The organism is Bowmanella yangjiangensis, assembly GCF_018531185.1.
Taxonomy (GTDB): Bacteria; Pseudomonadota; Gammaproteobacteria; order Enterobacterales; family Alteromonadaceae; genus Bowmanella; species Bowmanella yangjiangensis.
On record NZ_JAHDJU010000001.1, the window covers coordinates 934,669 to 952,372 of the forward strand.

The following is a 17,704-nucleotide window of genomic DNA, read 5'->3' on the forward strand; positions in this document are numbered from 1 at the left end:
TGGCGTTGGGTTGCCATACTTTTATCTCTAAGCTCTTGCTAGTGGTGCGAAATAAAAGTGCAGAGTTAGCGGTTTTATTTGTCCGCTTATCCTGCATCATCCACCGCATCCTTTTCTCCATCTCTGCTCCTTAATACCAGACACTTTCCTTGGGTTTTAGCCAAGACCGTCTGGTTTGTTGTTAGCAAATTAGCTCTCCCTTGGCCTGTGTTGAGCAAATGGGAACCCAAATGAAGAATTGTTTAACATCAGTAAATTCAATTGGTTAGGTTCCCATTCACAACTTTTCACAGCACTTCAAGACACTTCATCTGGCCTCATTTACAAAAAATTTGCATCTGCCGGGGTAATGGCCTTGGTGGGTTCTCCCGGTAACCAATTATGGCAACGCCGAGACGTCCGGGATGGGTGTGCAAAGCAAATAAAAATACAAGGGGATCATGACAATGCATCAGTTCAACAAGGCCAGGGTAACCTGCGCCATTCAACTGGCCTTAATGGCGGGATTAGGCTTACAAAGCCATGCGGTATTGGCTCAGCAACAAACGGCCACCGAAGAAGTGGAAACCATTCAGGTGCAGGGTATTCGCGGCAGTGTGGTTAAATCGCTGAATACCAAACGCTTCTCAGACAGCATAGTGGATGCGATTACGGCGGAAGATATCGGTAAATTCCCGGATCAAAACGTGGCGGAATCACTGCAACGTATCACAGGAGTGTCTATTACCCGTGGCTACGGTGAAGGTGAGCGGGTGAGCATTCGTGGTACCACGGAAAGCCAGAACCGTACCTTGTTGAACGGTCAGGCGGTTGGCTCGGCTGACTGGTGGACCAACTCGGCACCCAGCCGCGGCTTTAACTACACTATGCTACCGGCCGAAATCGTTTCCGGCCTGGAAGTATACAAATCGCCCCAGGCGGATGTGGATGAAGGCTCCATCGGCGGGACTATTATTGTTAAAACCCGCAAGCCACTTGACCTGGATGCCAACTCGGTATTTGGCTCAGCCATGGCACAGCATAGCCAGGTGTCGGGTGAAACCGACCCGGTACTGTCTGGTCTTTACAGCTGGAAAAATGAAGACGAAACCTTCGGTGCCTTGTTCTCACTTATTCGCCAGGAGCGCAATTTGCAGCGCCACGGTATTGAGGCGTGGAGCTGGGGACACCGTGATATCACCCTAGAAGATGGCACAGTTTATGAAGACGTATACAGCTCAGGTGGCGGCGGCTCAGCGCGCTTTAGTCAGGAGCGGGTCAGAACCGGTCTGAATGCCGTTTTGCAATGGCGTCCGCAGGACAATCTGGAAACCACGTTGAACATTCTGGACTCCACCTTAGAAGCGGATAACGAAAACCAGAACTTCCTGTGGTTGCCGGAATACAACGGCTCCATGTACCAGGATGTCACTATTACTAACCATGATGTGGTGGGTAAATTCCTCTCCGCCGGTACGCTGGGCCTGGCCCCTGATGGTCAGGACAACATTCTGGATGAAACCAAGGTACGTAACTCTAAGCTGAAGACCAAGGTGTATGATTTTAGCCTCAAGCATGAAGGCAATACCTGGACCAGCAGCTTGCAAGCCGGTTATACCGAAGGTAGTGGGGGTTCACAAGCGGACCGCAGTGTGGGCTGGGGTGGCAACTATGTTCATAGCTACGATGCATCCCAGGTTAAGAGCATTGAGACCAGCTATGATGCCGATCCTAAAGACGGTAATCAGTGGGATCTGAGCTTCCTGCGCTACGACAATAACCTGGCAGAAGACGAAGAATACTACCTGCAATCCGATTTCTCCCGTGCGCTGGATTTATCGGTATTCAATAAGCTGAAATTTGGCGTGAAGTATCGTGATCATTCACGTTTTAACACCAAAAACACCACCGACGCGCGCACCGACCTGAACTGGAGCCTGGCTAACTACTCACTGGCGATGCCAAGTGGTTTCCTGTCTGGCCAAGGCACGGCAGGCACCTTGCGTGATTATGCTATTACCGATTCTAACAAGGTACGCGCCGAAGGCGATGCACTGGGCTGGAATTACCGGGTGCTGAAAGCCAGTACTTTTGAGGTGGAAGAGAAGATCCTGGCCGGTTACGTCATGGCCGACATTGATGTGGAAGGCATGCGCGGTAATCTGGGCGTGCGGGTGGTACAAACCCAGCAGTCGTCCAGCGCCTATGAAGGCCCGACAGGTGAAGAGCTGTGGGTCACCAAAGACAAAGACTATCTGGATGTGTTGCCCAGCCTGAACCTGGCCATTGATCTGGATGACGATCTGATTATGCGCTTTGGTGCTGCTCGCGTTATGTCGCGCCCGGATTACAACGCGATGACGGCGTCTACCTCGTACAACACCGAGACCCGCACTGGTACAGGCGGTAATCCCAATATCGACCCTTACTATGCGAACCAGTTTGACCTGAGTATCGAATGGTACTTCAGCGAGGCCGGTATTTTCTCAGCGGCGTACTTCCATAAAGACGTGCAATCTTTCCTGGATAGCGTCACTGCCTTTGAACAGTTTGAAGGTGAAGATATTCGTATCAGCCGCCCCAGCAACGGTAAAGGCGGCACCATTCAGGGTATTGAGCTGGGTTATCAGCAAGAACTCTATGAAGGGCTGGGTCTGATGGCTAACTACACCTTCGTTGATGGTGAAGCCAAGGATGATCAGGGTAACGACATTACTATTCCTGGTAACTCGGAGCATACCGTAAACGTTAGTGCTTACTACGAGAATGAGTACCTGAGCGGTCGCATTTCCTATAACTACCGTACCGGTTATGACTCTGGCTTTGACTGGCCAGGTTACATCGACGACTACGGTCAGTTGGATGCCAATATCGCTTACAAGGTAAATGACAATCTGACGCTAGTACTGGAAGGGATCAACCTCACCGATGAGATGATCTTCAGTTATCAGGAGAAAGGCGTGGAACATGCTCTGACAGGCCTGTATCGCGATGGTCGCCGCTATGTTGCCGGGATGCGTTTCAGCTTCTAGGTAACTTGAATCCGACGACAGCGTAAACAGATGCCCTCTCATATTGCTGTCTGGTGTTGGCCTCTGACTAACAAGTCAGGGGCCTTTTTTATGTCCATGGATGGACGGTATGCCGTGACCGCATGGAAGCGGAGGAGCGGCGATCTCCGGATGGCCGGTATGCCGCCGTGGTTGCGAACATTCCTGGAGTTGTTTTAAATTTTTATTTTGAATCAAGTATATAGCAGACAATGGCGATTATTTGAGTAAAATGGAACGAGCGTGGACGCTACGACCATTGGGAAGCTATTGTTGAGATCAGTTCTGTGCGGTTTGTTTGCCTCAGCGGCTTTGTTGCTCGCCAGCATGATGGTGAGAGCAGATCTATTGACGGCCACCGTTGCCTACCAGCAGGAACAATTTGACAAAGCCAGGCAGGAGTTTATGCAACTGGCCCGGCTGGGAAATGTGGATGCCTTGTATAATCTGGGCGTCATGAATCTGCATGGCCAGGGACAGGACAAAGACTACGCCAAAGCCTTCGCCTGGTTTTCCATTGCCGCCGACTTTGGTCTGTCTGAAGCCGGTTCGGCTGCCAGCCTGGTGTATCAGCAATTACCCGAGCAAACTCAACTTACCGAACTTAAGCAACAACTGGACAACGAGTTCGGTTACCTCAGTTATCAACATAATTTGCAGCCCGTGTTTATGCCCCACAGCGAGCAGCAAGATCTGCTGGCCCCCCAACGCAGCCATTTTCTGGAGCCTGTGTATCCAGAGGAGGCCTACAAAAAGGGCTTGGAAGGCTGGGTATGGGTAGAGTTTGATATTGATCCCAGCGGCGCGGTCAAAGATCTGGAAATTATTGACGGCTACCCGCCCCGTGAATTTGAGCGGTCTATCTACAATGCGGTGAGTCGCTGGCGTTATCAGCCACTGCTTAAAGAGGGTCAACCGCAGCCATATCACAGCCGTTCACTGCTTTATCATTTCAGCACCCATAAAGGTCGCCGTTATCGGGAGAGTTTTTCCCGCCAAAGTAATGCCTACCAGCAGCGTATTAGTGAGTTGATCGAACGCGCCGAACAAGGGGATGCGCTGGTGCAATACTATATTTCTAACTGGCTGATGACTGAGCAAAGCAATGCCGCCATGTTGTTGCGTCGCCATTATCAGCAGGATTACGCCGCCGGAGAAGTGTTGCTGGAGGCCGCAAAAAATGGCTACGCGCTGGCGCAGTATCGCCTGGGAAGCAGTCTGCTAAGAGGTCAGCTAGCCGAGTCGGACCGCCATAAAGGCTTGAACTGGGTACTTCAGGCCGCTCAGTCTGGTTTGGCGGTGGCGCAGTACCGACTGGCCAGAGAAATTCTCGACAGTAAAGACGTACAACAGGAATGGCAAAAGGCCGCCCGCTGGTTAGCCCAGGCCGCCGAGCAGGGGCATTTTCGTGCCATTCGTGATTTAGCCGAACTGAACCTGCAACAAGGTCTGCTCAATGACGTTGAGCCTTTACTGCAGCAGGGGCTAGCGCTGGATGACCAGCATCCACAACTGCTGTTTATTCAGGCCCGCCTACTGACGCTCCAGGGGCAGGGGAAAGCTGCCAAAGGGATAGGGGAGCAAGCCCTGAAACAAGCCGAGAATAGAGAGTGGTACCGGCAGGATATTCAGAACTGGCTTACACAAACTGGTAACTAGTGCTTACTGACGCTCCCTGAGCATCAGGTTGTTCTGCTGGGAGCTTAGCACACTCAACACCATTTGTTTTTCATCCGGGCTGACCGCCAGATTTAAGGTTAAGCCCAGATGCTGCTGGCGAATCGCCAATTGATGAATCAGCTGTACCTCGCCTGTTTGTCTGTCCAGTTTCAATAGGTCTGACTCAGTCAGGCCGGGCAGCACAAAATACAGATTGTTAGGCGTTAGCGCCGGGCGGATCCGGCTAATGGCCTGAGAGAGCCGCGCCGCAGGCACTTCAGGTAGCGCCTGTTGCAGTATCTCCAATATGCGTTCGTTAAAGTCATTGAAGCTGGCATTCAGTAGCACCGGCTCACCGGCTTGCGGGGCGATTAAATCCACCTGCTGCTTTTGCAGATCAAGCTGACCACTGACGGCTTTATCTCCTTGCACGGCACTGAAGTAAAGCTGCTGTTCGTTCTCCAGCCAGTACAATGCCGACACCTGTTTAAAATCCGTCAGTACCGGATGCAAGCTGCGCGCATACAGGTTCAGCAGAAATACTCTTTGCTGTTTGTCTTGCAACAATAAAAAACTGCCCTGGGGTGACCAGGCCAGATAATCCGGCTGTACATCATCCGGCAGGGCGGTGAGCAGGGTGGCTGTAGGCTTTTGGCTATGCTTAACCCACACTTCCTGATGTATTTGCTGGTCAACATAGTCAAAGTACTGCGAGATATAAGCGGTTTGCAGCCCATCGGCAGACAGTGCGGGTAAGTATTCAAAGTTGGGCGAGGAGGTCAGGGCATGCAATTGCTGCGGAGCTTGCATATCCATCACCACCAGGTTGGCCTGCAAGGTGCCCGAAGCCAGAAAGAGCTGCTCGCTTTTTTCGTCACTCACCTGCGCCATATCCATAATAAAACCTGGTGGCGCGGCCAGATTCTGCTGAGTACCATCAATATCGGCTAGGCGCAGTTGTTGCCCGGCCAACCAATATTGCTGGCCAGGTACCCGCCATTTAAGGCTGGCAATGGGCGGTGTCAGGGCTTGTAAATATTGCTGCTCAGCGGTTTTTAGATCGTCATAATCCAACTGCAGCAATTTGCCGCGACGACTGGCGCGCAGTAAATGGCGACCTGTGACATCCACATCAAAATACGCCACGTTCTGCCAGTGCTCGGCCGCTTCAACAGGCGTGGTATCCAGATTTAAGCGCATCAACTGGCGGCTAACCGGGTCGAGGTAGAACAGACCACTTTGTGTCCAGCGCAGTTTGCTTTGGCCGGCATCGGTTTGGCAATCCGTCAGCAGCAGGTCTTTGCTAAGTCGCCAGGTTTCTACCGGGCCGGATAAGGTCAATGTGCGAATTTGGCAGCTAAAGGCATTTTGGCGGATATAGGCCAGGCTTTGCCCATCCGGTGACCAGGCCGGCGACAACTCGTCATAACCGCTTTGGCGCAGGGCATGAATATTCTCACTTTGGCGGTCAAATACCATCAGGTCGCGTAAGCCGCTTTGTGCATCCTGCTGGGTAAAGAGTAAATAGCGCTTATCCGGCGATAGGGTTAAAAATGCTTCATCCCCCGGGCTGGCGGTTAACTGCGCTTTGTGATGGTAAGGATGCGGGCTCATTGGCCATAGCCACCAGACCAACAGACTTACAATCAGCAACAAAAATAGCGTCCACCCCGCGGCTTGGCGCAGCGTGATACTGGCCTGTGGCTTGGGCGTGTCGTCAGGGTAGTGAATATCGGCAATCAGCTGATAGCCTTTGCGCGGCACAGTACGGATAAAGGTGGGGCTGTCTTTGGGCTCCTGCAGGGATTTACGTAACTGGGTAATGGCCTGGCTGACCGAGTTGTCGCTAACCACAACGTCTGGCCAGATATTATCCATGATTTGCTGACGGGAAACGGCCTGGCCCTGATGCTCGATAAGCAGCCTGAGTAAGGCCAGTTGCCTGGCTTCAATGTCATACCAAATCCCGTCAATCTGTAACTTCAGGGCGGCGAAATCCACCAAGACCTGGTTAAGTCGGATCCGGTTGTTGCTACCCTGATTTGTCAACGGATTGTCAGCATCCCTGTAAGTTTGTGAAAATATTGGTAAATCACTGCTGTACAATGTTATTTTATGGTTCCGGAAGCGCCAAGGCAACGGCCAATCTGTGCCGGATGAAGCCAAATACACAATGGCTCCCTAAAAACTAAGCATCATCGAGGGCAAGACAGAATGCGAGGGCGGGGTTTTATTTTGACAGCGTTGTCAATTGTGGCGTCGGGTAGCTATGCCCAACAGGCCGATGACGCCTTTGAACATATCAAGATCCGCGGCATTCGCAGCAGCTTGCTCGAGGCTATCAACAGTAAAAAAGAAACCAGCAATTTCATCGACGCCATCTCAGCAGAAAACATCGGTAAGTTCCCGGATAAGAACGTTGCCGAATCCTTGCAGCGCTTAACCGGGGTGTCGCTTTATCGGGTCATGGGCGAAGGCGAACGGGTAGGGGTACGGGGTACGGCGCCCAGCCAGAACCTGACCTTACTTAACGGCCACAGCATTGCCTCTTCTGACTGGTGGATCTCCTCTCAGCCTAGTCGCGGCTTTAACTATACGATGATCCCCTCTGAACTGGTGGCCTCGCTGGAAGTGAATAAGTCACCCCAGGCTGACTTGGATGAAGGCTCGTTGGGTGGCGCTGTGGTGCTGAACACGCCTAAACCTCTGGATACTGAGCCGGGCAAACTGATGCTCAAAGCCCAGTTGCAATATACCGACCTTGCCGACAAATGGGCTCCGCAATTCTCTGCCTTGTATAACTGGCGGGACGAAAGTAATGATTTGGGATTGCTGCTGGCACTGGTTAAACACCAGCGCAACCTGCGCCGTGATGGGTTGGAGTCCTGGGGCTGGGCCGAGCGCAACTTTGACCGGGACAGCGATGGCAGCTTGCGTCAATCTGATGCAGACGATGCCGACATCCAAGGCTTATGGACACCTGGCGGTGGCGGTTCGGCCTTATTCCAGCAATCCCGTGATTTGACCAGCTCGTTGCTGTCTGGCCAGTGGCGCATCAGTAAAGACACCGATCTGACCCTGAATGTGCTGTATTCGGTGCTGGATGCCGACAATTCCAACCAGAATTTTTTGTGGCTGCCCAGTAACAGTTATCGCGCCGGTGGCCGTATCAGTGATGTGCGGATTCAAGATAACGCCTTGCTGGCGGCAACCTATCATCAATTACCCGATGCCGCTTTCAATACCTCTATGGAGGCTATCTGGCGCAATTCCCGTATAGACCAAAAAAGCGCGCAGCTGCATCTGAAGCATTTTGTCGAGTATTGGAAAATCCAGCTTCAAGCCGGGGTAACGGCCAGCTCCGGAGACACCAGCGCCGATTCAACCTCCCAGTGGTCGGCTAATACCGACTACCGGGTAGATACCAGTGTGGAGCGGGATATCCGCGTTAACTACGGGGTTTCACCCGAGCGGGGGCAGGACTGGTTTATCAGCGAAGTGCGTCAGGATGCCAGCTATTCCGAAGATGAGGAAAGCTACCTGCAACTGGATTTCAGCCGTTCCATGGACCATCCCATCCTGTCGGAACTGAGTTTTGGTGCCAAATACAAAGATCATGGTCGTGAACTTCAAAGGCTGCGTACCCGCAATGGCGGTTATGACGGGCTGGCAGGTGAACTGGGGTGGCGTATGAGTGACTACGCCGCTGCATTCCCCACAGGTTACTTGCAAGGTATCGGCTCGGCGCACACACTTAAGCATTTCGCTTTTGTGGATACCGGTGCCCTGGATAGCGCTTATCAGGACCTGCCGTTTGAAGTCAGTGAGGAAAAAGAAAGCCGTTTTATCATTGATGAAAAAGTGCTGGCCGGTTACCTCAAACTCGACCTCAAAGGGCGGGATTATCGCGGCGATCTGGGCTTGCGAATGGTGCATACCCGCCAGCAGTCCTCCGGCTATCAGCAGCTGCCAGGCGAGGGCATCCCTGACTTTAGCTGGCTAAGCCGTGAGCGCAGTTATACCGATATTCTGCCCAGCCTGAATTTATCCATCGATCTTAGTGAAGATCTGGTGCTGCGCACCGCCGCAGCAAAAGTGATGGCCAGACCCGATTACGAACATATTATGCCGTCGGTCAATTACAACAAAACCCAGGCTCAGGGCATTGCCGGTAATCCGGATTTAGATCCTTTCCGGGCCACCCAGTTTGACCTTGGCCTGGAATGGTATTGGCAGGAAGCCTCGCTGGCCTCGGTTGCGCTGTTTTTCAAAAATGTGCGTTCTTTTGTGGATGTGTCCCGCTCGCTGGAAGTGCATGAAGGCATAGAGATGAGTATCGACCGGCCGGTTAACGGCCCGGGTGGCACCATTAAAGGCCTGGAGCTGGGCCTACAACATGAATTTATCTATGGGCTGGGCGTCATCGCAAACTACACCCTGGTGGATGGCGACCGTGACTCCGGCGCGCCGGGTCAGGAGCTGTCGGAAATTCCGGGTAACTCACGACACACCTTTAACCTCTCCGGCTACTATGAAAATGATCTGGTGAGCGCCCGTTTGTCTTACAACTACCGGACCAGTTACGCCACCGGGCTTGGGGAAGAGCGGGCCAACAATACCGGCCAGTTGGATATGAACGTGACAGTGCATATCAATGACAACTGGGATCTACTGCTGGAAGCCATCAACCTGACCGACGAAGTGCTGTATTCCTACGACAGGGTGCGCAGCGCGCCGCTGGGCATCTATAAAAACGGCCGACGCTTTTATGTGGGTGCTAGCTATCGCTTCTGATACCAGCGCTGTTTGAGACGTAATCAGTAAAAGGATGTACTTATGAACAAACTTACTCAATTTGCAATCAGCCTGGGCCTGGCATTTACTGCTCTGTCACCTGCGATGGCCAGTGAACCCGCCAAGCCCAGTATTCTGGCGATTTTTGCCCACCCCGATGACGAGGTAACCGTGGGGCCGCTATTGGCCCGCTATGCTCGCGAAGGTCATGATGTGTATCTGGCGGTGGTGACAGACGGACAGCACGGGGTTGCCGAACATGCCGGTATTGCGGCAGGGGATGCCTTAAAGCAAGCCCGCCTGGCGGAAACTCAATGTGCCACCAAGGCGCTTGGGATTAATCCGCCCATTATGCTCGAGTTTGTCGATGGCAGCCTGGCCCAGTGGCAAAACCTTGAGCCGCTCGATACCCGCATTGCCAAGCTATTTGCCGAAGTGAAACCCAATGTGGTGATCACCTGGGGGCCGGAAGGCGGCTATGGGCATCCTGACCATCGTATGGTCAGCAATCTGGTGGCGCAGGTTTATCAAAAAGCCACTGAACACAGCCCGGATGCGCTGTATTTTGCCGCCGCCTCAGCGCTGGAACTGCACAAGTACAGTAGCGGCGAGTCTGCATATGGCCAGTTGATTAAAAACATCTGGCATACCAGCGAAGATAAGTGGCTAACCCATAAAGTCGCCTTTACCAAAGCGGATATGCAGCGGGCCGCCAAGGCCATCGCCTGCCATAAATCGCAGTTTACCCCAGCTGATATACAGGCTATCTCCCGCTTTGTAGAGGGCGCCTCAAGGCACATTTATTTGCGCCAATCACATATTGAACAGTCGCAGAAACAAGGTTTGTTTGAGTAATAGGTTTGGGGGCTGAGATACGTGTAATGTGTAGGCCCCAAGTGGCGTACCGAGCTTAGAACAATCTACCTTCGACCTTGTGGCAATAACACATCATCTGTCGAAATTGATCTAGGAATGCTTTCTGATTGAAGTGATTATTCGGACAAATAGCTGAGTTCAATAAACCTGACCCTTTGATCCTTTAAGGGGTACGGGGTAAGTCACTCAAGAATTTGAGCCGACAATGTGGATTTACCAACTTAGAAAAACGATAGCTAAAGGATTAGAACAGAGAAACTCAGTATCGTAACGCCCTGCAAAACTGATAATCAGAAACGGGGCATCAGCCCCGATTTCTACCGTCCGTGTTTACGCGGTTGTTAGACTTCCTTTCGTTTACGTGAAAGAACAAGTCCCGCCAAACCTAAACCTAACAGTGCAAAGCCACCTGGTTCTGGAACACTTGCTGAACTAAACGATGCGGTGAAAGCTAAATCCCCGAAGTCTGAACCTGGTGACCGATGAAACCATGCTTCTGTATCCCAAGTTCCAGCGGAACTATGGTTATCTTGCCAAAAAAAGCCGCCATCTACATAAGCTGTTTCATCAAGCAAAGAACCAATCTCAGAAGTTCCACTTGAACCATCAAACAACTCACTCGTACTAATGAATGCTATATAATCGTTGCCTGATACTAGGTTTAACCCACCTGTATTGAAAGTAATTGCCTCCATCCCATCAAAACCGCCATTATTTGTTGTTGAAACAGCAGCACTTTGATACAGAATAGAGCCAGTTGCCCTCGTGGTTGCGGAATCCCAATCCATGATGTAAAAAGCAAAGTCCACAAAATCCGGGTTTACGTAGTCATCTATGTAAAACGTCCAGCTATCCAATTGAGTGTCCGGACCATTGACTAAGAATGTCTGGCCATAGGTAGCGGTGCTCATTTCCCCAAAAACCCCTACGCTGCTTACCCCATCCCATCCAGTTGTAGTGTCAATTAGACCAGCATTTGCAAAGCCGCCAAAAGTTGAAATAACTACTAATAAAGAAGCTGAAAAAAACTTATTCATCTCCATCTCCTAGTTGTTTATAACTCCTGTTCATTAAGGATATTCAAAATTCACACCAATGTGCAGCCAATTGTTTTATTTAGCATTTAATATTGAACATCTCTGAGACTGTAAAATAAGTCGACACTGATGTGGAAGCTTAACAATTTACTTGCCGGACAAGTACGGTGTTTAAATTCGGCGCTTGTCCGTACTGTTGCTATGATACGGATGTTTGTTACTGCCTATGTCGATTTACCGCTTTCTTATGGCGCTAGTTGGCACCTTATTCCTCTTAAACTGAGGAAAGCGAAGTGCCGCAGTTTGAACGCAAAATAGCCAAATAGTGGGACTAGGAACGTTGGCGCTAATTGATCGCCGTTCTTTCAGCTTAATGCCTTGGAAGAAGCTAACTACCCACTACAAGGCGTGTTTTATCTACCAAGTTTACTGGGCCTGCGCATGTAAATCGTCACTAACAGGTCACAGGTCTGGCCATTGCATGACAAGATGGCGGCTTTTCAGTATTCTATGGGCTGAATTACAGCGGGAATTTTCCATGTCGCAAGCAGCCTCTCAAGCCGTCGTTATTAGCGGTAGCGGTCTTTGGACCCCCTCTCACAGCATTAGCAATGAAGAATTGGTCAGCGCTTACAATGCCTGGGCCGATAAATATAACCAAACTAACCAGGCCGCCATTGAGGCCGGGACACTGGAAGCCAAGCCGCATTCCAGTGCGGAGTTTATTGAAAAAGCCTCAGGCATAAAAAGCCGGTTTATCTACTGTAAAGACGGCGTGCTGGATATCGACCGTATGTATCCGCACTTTGCCGAGCGCAGTGATGAACAGGTTTCACAGCAGGCTGAAATTGCCATAGAAGCGGCCAAGGCCGCATTAAAAGCAGCCAATAAGCAGCCGCAGGATATCGACGCGGTGATTGTGTCCTGCGCTTATACCCAGCGCGCCTATCCGGCCATTGCCATTGAAGTGCAGGAAGCCCTGGGCATTGAAGGCTTTGGCTTTGATATGCTGGTGGCCTGTTCGGCGGCGACTTTTGGTTTGCACCGCGCCTATGAAATGGTTAAGGCTGGCACCGCCAGAGCGGTATTGGTGATTAACCCAGAGCTGGTGTCGCCGCAGATTAATTACACCGACCGTGACAGCCATTTTATCTTCGGCGATGTGGCCACCGCTAAGGTGGTGGAGTCTGCCGCCACGGCCAGCAGCGACCACCAGTTTGAAATCTTAAGCACCAAAGCGGTAACTAAGTTTTCCAACAATATCCGTTCTAATTTTGGTTTTATGAGCCGTGCCCAGGACACCGATCCTTTTGCCGTGGATAAGCTCTTTCACCAAAATGGCCGCAGCGTATTTAAAGAAGTGTGCCCTATGGCCGCCGCACACCTGGAAAGCCATGTGGCGCAGCATGGTTTGGGCGCTACGGATGTGCGCCGCTGGTGGTTACACCAGGCTAATATCAATATGAACCTGCTGATTGCCAAAAAGCTGCTGGGGCGGGATGCCAGCGCAGATGAAGCACCAATAGTGCTGGATCGCTATGCCAATACCGCCTCTGCCGGTTCAATGATTGCCTTTAATTTACATCATCAGGATATGCAATCCGGCGATGTGGGGGTGCTGTGCTCCTTTGGAGCAGGGTATTCCATCGGTAGTCTGGTTGTACGTAAACGTTAAGCGAGCTTCAGGGATGACGCAAAAATCGAACACTGGCGGCGATGTCCGCCAGGAACCGGCTATGCAGAATTTGCTTGGCCGTATGCCCAAGACGGTGGCCGACAGCTTTAATGACGAGCAGCTTAACCACCTGAAACTGGCACTGGGCGCCCGCAGTTGGGGTCGCCATGCGGTGGATGTTCGTACCACCTTGCCGGTGCCTTTTACCCGCTGGCGTTATTATCTGGTGTTTTTAATGGGTAAGAACCGCCGGGAATTATCCGAGCGGGAAAAAGCCCTGTCTGCCCTGGCATCTGCGGCGCTGTTAAGTGCATTTATTGTGTTCTGTGTATTGCTGGGCTTGCTGGTGCTGTACCTGATTAAATCGGCACTGGGGATTAACTTATTTGACGATTTCTCGCTGGGGATTTGGTCAGAGTTTAAAAAGCTCTTCGAGTAACGCTTCGGGTTGGGGTCGAAGCGTTACCCGTCAAGCTGAAAACTTAGCCTTGCTGCACGCGTGCTTTCATTTCGCGGCGCTTTTTATGTAGTACAGGCTCAGTATAGCCGCTGGGCTGTTCTGCACCCGCGAAAATCAGTTCAGAAGCTGCCTGGAAGGCAATGGCGTTATCCAGGTCTGGCGCCATGGGGATATACTCAGGGTCGCCGGCATTTTGCTCATCAACTAACACCGCCATTTTCGCCAGTGACGCCTGCACTTGCTGGGCATCCAATAAACCGTGTTTCAGCCAGTTGGCAATATGCTGGCTGGAAATCCGCAAGGTGGCGCGGTCTTCCATCAAACCCACGTTATTGATATCCGGCACTTTAGAGCAGCCCACCCCCTGATGTACCCAACGCACTACGTAGCCCAAAATACCCTGTACGTTGTTATCCAGCTCTCGTTGCAACTCATCGGCGCTAAGCTGTCTGTCTTTCGCCATCAGTGGGATCTGCAAGATGGTATCCAGGCCGTCAAAGTCCTCGCTGGCTAATTGCTTCTGAATGGCAAACACATCCACCTGATGGTAATGCAAGGCATGCAAGGTAGCGGCGGTCGGTGAGGGAACCCAGGCGGTATTGGCCCCGGCTTGTGGATGCCCCAGCTTGGCTTGCATCATATTGGCCATTTGATCCGGAATCGGCCACATGCCTTTACCTATCTGGGCCTTACCGGATAAACCTGATACCAGGCCGGCGGCCACATTGGCGCGCTCATAGGCATGGATCCAGGGCAGGGTTTTCAGTTCGCCTTTGGGGGCAAAGGCACCGGCCAGCATACTGGTATGAATCTCATCGCCGGTTCTGTCTAAAAAGCCTGTGTTGATAAAGATCACCCGCTCAGGGGCGGCGGCAATACAGGCGCGCAAATTCACGCTGGTGCGGCGCTCTTCGTCCATAATGCCCATCTTTAAGGTATTGGCAGCCAAGCCCAGCAAGGCTTCTACCTGACCAAACAACTGGTTGGTAAAGGCCACTTCTTCCGGGCCGTGCATTTTCGGCTTAACAATATATACGCTGCCGCTTTGTGAGTTTTTAAACTTACCCAGCCCCAGCAGGTCGTGTTTGGCAATCAGTGAGGTGATCACCGCATCCATAATACCTTCGGGAATCTCCTCGCCTTCAAACAAGATGGCCGGGTTGGTCATCAGGTGGCCAACATTACGGACCAGCATCAGGCTGCGGCCTTTCAGGCTAAATGGCTGCCCTTCTGGCGATAGATAGCTGCGATCTGCATGCATGGTACGGCGCTGAATTTTGCCACCTTTTTCCAGATCGGCACTCAGGCTGCCTTGCATTAATCCTAACCAGTTTTGATAGACCAGGGTTTTATCTTCGCCATCTACCGCGGCCACCGAGTCTTCGCAGTCCATAATAGTGGTAAGCGCAGACTCCAGCAGAATATCTTTAATGCCCGCCGGGTCGGTTTTGCCCACCGGGTGATTGCGATCAAATTGCAGCTCAGCATGCAGGGCATGGTGTTTGAGTAAAATGGCATCAGGCTGATCAGTGCTACCCTGATAACCCACATAGCTGGCAGGATCTTGAAGAGTTGTAGTGCTGCCGTCTTTAAGATCAATCAGCAAACTGCCATTATCCAGGCGGTAGCTTACTGCTTGTTGGTGCGAGCTCTTCGCAAGAGGGGCGATGCTATCCAGCCAGGTTCTGGCCCAGGCCACCACTTTTTGTCCGCGTACCGGGTTATAACCTTTGCCTTTTTCAGCACCGTCAGTTTCATCAATCACGTCTGTGCCATAGGCGGCATCATATAAGCTGCCCCAACGTGCATTGGCGGCATTTAGGGCGTAGCGGGCGTTGTTAATTGGCACCACTAACTGCGGGCCGGCCATGGTGGCGATTTCAGCATCCACTTGAGTGGTACTGATTTGGCTGCTTTGCGGTACGGGTTGCAGGTAGCCGATGTCTTGTAAAAAGGCTTTGTAGTGGGCAGGGTCAAGCTGAGGATGCTGGCGGTGATAGTCGTCAATCTGCGCTTGTAGCACATCACGTTTGGCCAGCAGGGTTTGGTTAACGGGGATAAGGTCGGCAAGCAGCGCTTCAAAACCAGACCAGAATGCATCAGCGTCTACTTGTGAGCCGGGCAAGGCCTGCTGCTGTATAAACTCATACAGACCGGGATAAATGGCCAAGCGACCCTTGTTGATTGTTTCCGCCATGCTGGGCTCCTTTGTGTAGGGCTGAGCCAATAGTGGCTCTATATTTATGTGTGCGCCAATAACTGGCAGCGAAAAATCTTGGTTTGGCCAGTCTAGACAGGTCAGCTGTGTTTGTAGAGTTTATGGACTGTATTTTCGGTATTCACCCTGTTTATAGTGTTGTGCGTATGCATGCTATGAAGACCTTTTTAGGTGCCGGGCAGCATGATTGACAGAGTGTTGTGCATAGATGATAAGGTTGCTTAGGATTTAAACAATCGCTTGAGGATGCTATGAAAGGGAATCTGTGGCTGGGAATAGGATTATTACTGCTTGGCTGGCTGGCCTATGAGTATCTAGGGCCTCAGTCACCCGCAGATACTACTTTTGTGGGGGATAATGCCACGCTAGAGAAGGGCTCAAACCCTTCTAACACCGAACCCCCTGCACACAACCCCTTCGTTATAGCAGGGCAGCAGGACAGCGCTGAGCAGCACATTAAGGCGATAGACTCGCATCGGGCAAATGACAATCAGCCTGGCACTATTGAAACAAGCGCGGGTTTATCTGTTCGTGAGGCGATAACCGATCAAGCGCCTACCTTGACGGTGGAGAGCACGGATGACCTGCATCGCGATGCTGAATTGGGTGACATTAATATGGAAGCGGCGCGACATCACTTGCCGGAGCCTCTTGCCGGGGCATTTGCCCAGACTCGCTATCGCTTTGCCAATGCTAGACAAATCAATCAGTTGCTTGAAAATGAGGCGGGCCGCAATAAGGCGTTGGAGCAACAAATCTCCGAATATATTGCGCAGGTAGCGGTGACCTGGGGAGTCAAAAGCTATGCGGTTATTTGCTCATCAGCGCAATGTATGTTGCTTACCACACAGCAAAAAGATTTTTACCTGAATTCACTGCTCAATGACTATTCCCATGATGTGGTAGAGCGCTTCCCTCTGCAATTGACATTCAGTTCCAGCAGCGCCCCGCCAAAAGCCGGGGATGCGCTAAAAGTCTCTTTTTACCTTATCCAAAAATCAGGATAATTCTTTAGCAATATCAATAATTAAGCGGCGCAGCCAGATATGCCCGGCATCGTGCTGGAGTAAGGCGCTCCAGGCCATTTTCAGGGCGATAGGCGGAATATCAAAGGGCGGCTCCAGGATCACCATATTGCTGTCGTCTTTGTAGATCTTGGCGGCGCGGCTTGGCAGCGTGGCAATCAGGTTTTGCTCACGAGCCAGCTGCAGCGCCACATGATAGTGGCGGGTAAACACCCGGATATGCCGCTTTCTGCCGAGCTTGGCCAGTTCCAGGTCCACCCAGCCGAGCTTTTGCACTTCATTAGGGTCGATACCCACGCCAACCCCAAAGCCGGTTTTGCTCACCCAGATATGCTGGCCTTTAAGGTATTTGTCTAAGGTGAAATGCTTCACCACAGGGTTTTGTTTATTCACCACGCAGGAAAAACTGTCGTACCAGATCACCTTCTGGTGAAAAGACAGTGGCAACTCTTCAAAGCGGTTAATGGCCATATCCACCTTGCCATGCTCCACATCATGAAAGGTCACATCCGACGGGGTAATCACATCCAGGGTAATATTCGGGGCCTGCTGATTTAGCTGGCGAATCACCTCAAGCAACAGGGTCGATTCGGCATAATCGCTGGCCATGATGCGAAAGGTCCGCTCACTGGTGAGGGGATCAAAATCACTTTGCGGCTGTATGGCTGCTTCCAGACGGGAGATGGCGTCACGCACCACAGGTTGTAACTGTAAGGCCCGCTGGGTGGGGGTCATACCGTCACTGGTGCGCACCAGAATCGGGTCGTTAAACAATTCCCGTAAGCGCTTTAAGCCGTTACTCATGGCTGGTTGGGTAATAGACAGCTGTGCGGCAGCCCGGGTGACGCTGCGCTCACGCATTAACACATCAAAATACACCAGCAGATTCAGGTCAACCTTGGCTATATTCATAAAACTAATGGCCGGTATG

The 17,704-nt window shown here is 51.6% G+C and carries 11 protein-coding genes; 7 read left to right on the plus strand and 4 right to left on the minus strand.

Annotated features, from left to right (window positions below):
- Positions 1-446: 446 nt before the first annotated feature.
- The gene (locus tag KJY73_RS04210; RefSeq protein WP_214340598.1) at positions 447-3,011 is read left to right on the plus strand and encodes a TonB-dependent receptor; all 2,565 of its coding nucleotides are present in this window, start codon (positions 447-449) and stop codon (positions 3,009-3,011) included.
- Positions 3,012-3,302: 291 nt separating this feature from the next.
- Positions 3,303-4,688, plus strand: coding sequence for a TonB family protein (locus KJY73_RS04215; protein ID WP_214340599.1), 1,386 nt, complete (start codon positions 3,303-3,305; stop codon positions 4,686-4,688).
- Positions 4,689-4,691: 3 nt separating this feature from the next.
- Here the strand turns inward: KJY73_RS04215 and KJY73_RS04220 are convergent, their stop codons facing one another.
- The gene (locus KJY73_RS04220) at positions 4,692-6,737 is read right to left on the minus strand and encodes a winged helix-turn-helix domain-containing protein (RefSeq protein ID WP_214340605.1); all 2,046 of its coding nucleotides are present in this window, start codon (positions 6,735-6,737) and stop codon (positions 4,692-4,694) included.
- 186 nt (positions 6,738-6,923) lie between these two features.
- On the opposite strand from KJY73_RS04220, the gene KJY73_RS04225 reads away from it, so the two are divergent.
- Together KJY73_RS04225 and KJY73_RS04230 are read left to right on the plus strand one after the other, a co-directional pair.
- Positions 6,924-9,482 (plus strand): TonB-dependent receptor, encoded by a 2,559-nt coding sequence (locus tag KJY73_RS04225; protein ID WP_214340613.1) that lies wholly within the window; start codon positions 6,924-6,926, stop codon positions 9,480-9,482.
- A gap of 42 nt (positions 9,483-9,524) precedes the next feature.
- Positions 9,525-10,337 carry a PIG-L deacetylase family protein gene (locus tag KJY73_RS04230; RefSeq protein ID WP_214340614.1) on the plus strand — a complete coding sequence of 271 codons (813 nt, stop codon included), beginning with the start codon at positions 9,525-9,527 and terminating at the stop codon, positions 10,335-10,337.
- 362 nt (positions 10,338-10,699) lie between these two features.
- Here KJY73_RS04230 and KJY73_RS04235 read toward each other — a convergent pair whose 3' ends face one another.
- The gene (locus tag KJY73_RS04235; RefSeq protein WP_214340616.1) at positions 10,700-11,395 is read right to left on the minus strand and encodes a PEP-CTERM sorting domain-containing protein; all 696 of its coding nucleotides are present in this window, start codon (positions 11,393-11,395) and stop codon (positions 10,700-10,702) included.
- 538 nt (positions 11,396-11,933) lie between these two features.
- Between KJY73_RS04235 and KJY73_RS04240 the strand changes: the two genes are divergently transcribed.
- Positions 11,934-13,070: a beta-ketoacyl-ACP synthase III gene (locus KJY73_RS04240; RefSeq protein ID WP_214340618.1), complete on the plus strand. Its 1,137-nt coding sequence runs from the start codon at positions 11,934-11,936 to the stop codon at positions 13,068-13,070.
- Positions 13,071-13,131: 61 nt separating this feature from the next.
- Positions 13,132-13,509 carry a 3-phosphoshikimate 1-carboxyvinyltransferase gene (locus tag KJY73_RS04245; RefSeq protein ID WP_232848390.1) on the plus strand — a complete coding sequence of 126 codons (378 nt, stop codon included), beginning with the start codon at positions 13,132-13,134 and terminating at the stop codon, positions 13,507-13,509.
- 43 nt (positions 13,510-13,552) lie between these two features.
- Here KJY73_RS04245 and KJY73_RS04250 read toward each other — a convergent pair whose 3' ends face one another.
- On the minus strand, positions 13,553-15,727 hold the full coding sequence (locus KJY73_RS04250; RefSeq protein ID WP_214340622.1) for a malate synthase G: 2,175 nt from the start codon (positions 15,725-15,727) through the stop codon (positions 13,553-13,555).
- Positions 15,728-15,999: 272 nt separating this feature from the next.
- Between KJY73_RS04250 and KJY73_RS04255 the strand changes: the two genes are divergently transcribed.
- Complete coding sequence (locus KJY73_RS04255; protein ID WP_214340624.1) at positions 16,000-16,755, plus strand: hypothetical protein; 756 nt, start codon at positions 16,000-16,002, stop codon at positions 16,753-16,755.
- On the opposite strand, the gene KJY73_RS04260 is transcribed toward KJY73_RS04255, so the two are convergent.
- Positions 16,747-17,685: a LysR family transcriptional regulator gene (locus KJY73_RS04260; RefSeq protein ID WP_214340626.1), complete on the minus strand. Its 939-nt coding sequence runs from the start codon at positions 17,683-17,685 to the stop codon at positions 16,747-16,749. The two genes, KJY73_RS04255 and KJY73_RS04260, sit on opposite strands and share 9 nt — an antisense overlap.
- Positions 17,686-17,704: the final 19 nt, after the last annotated feature.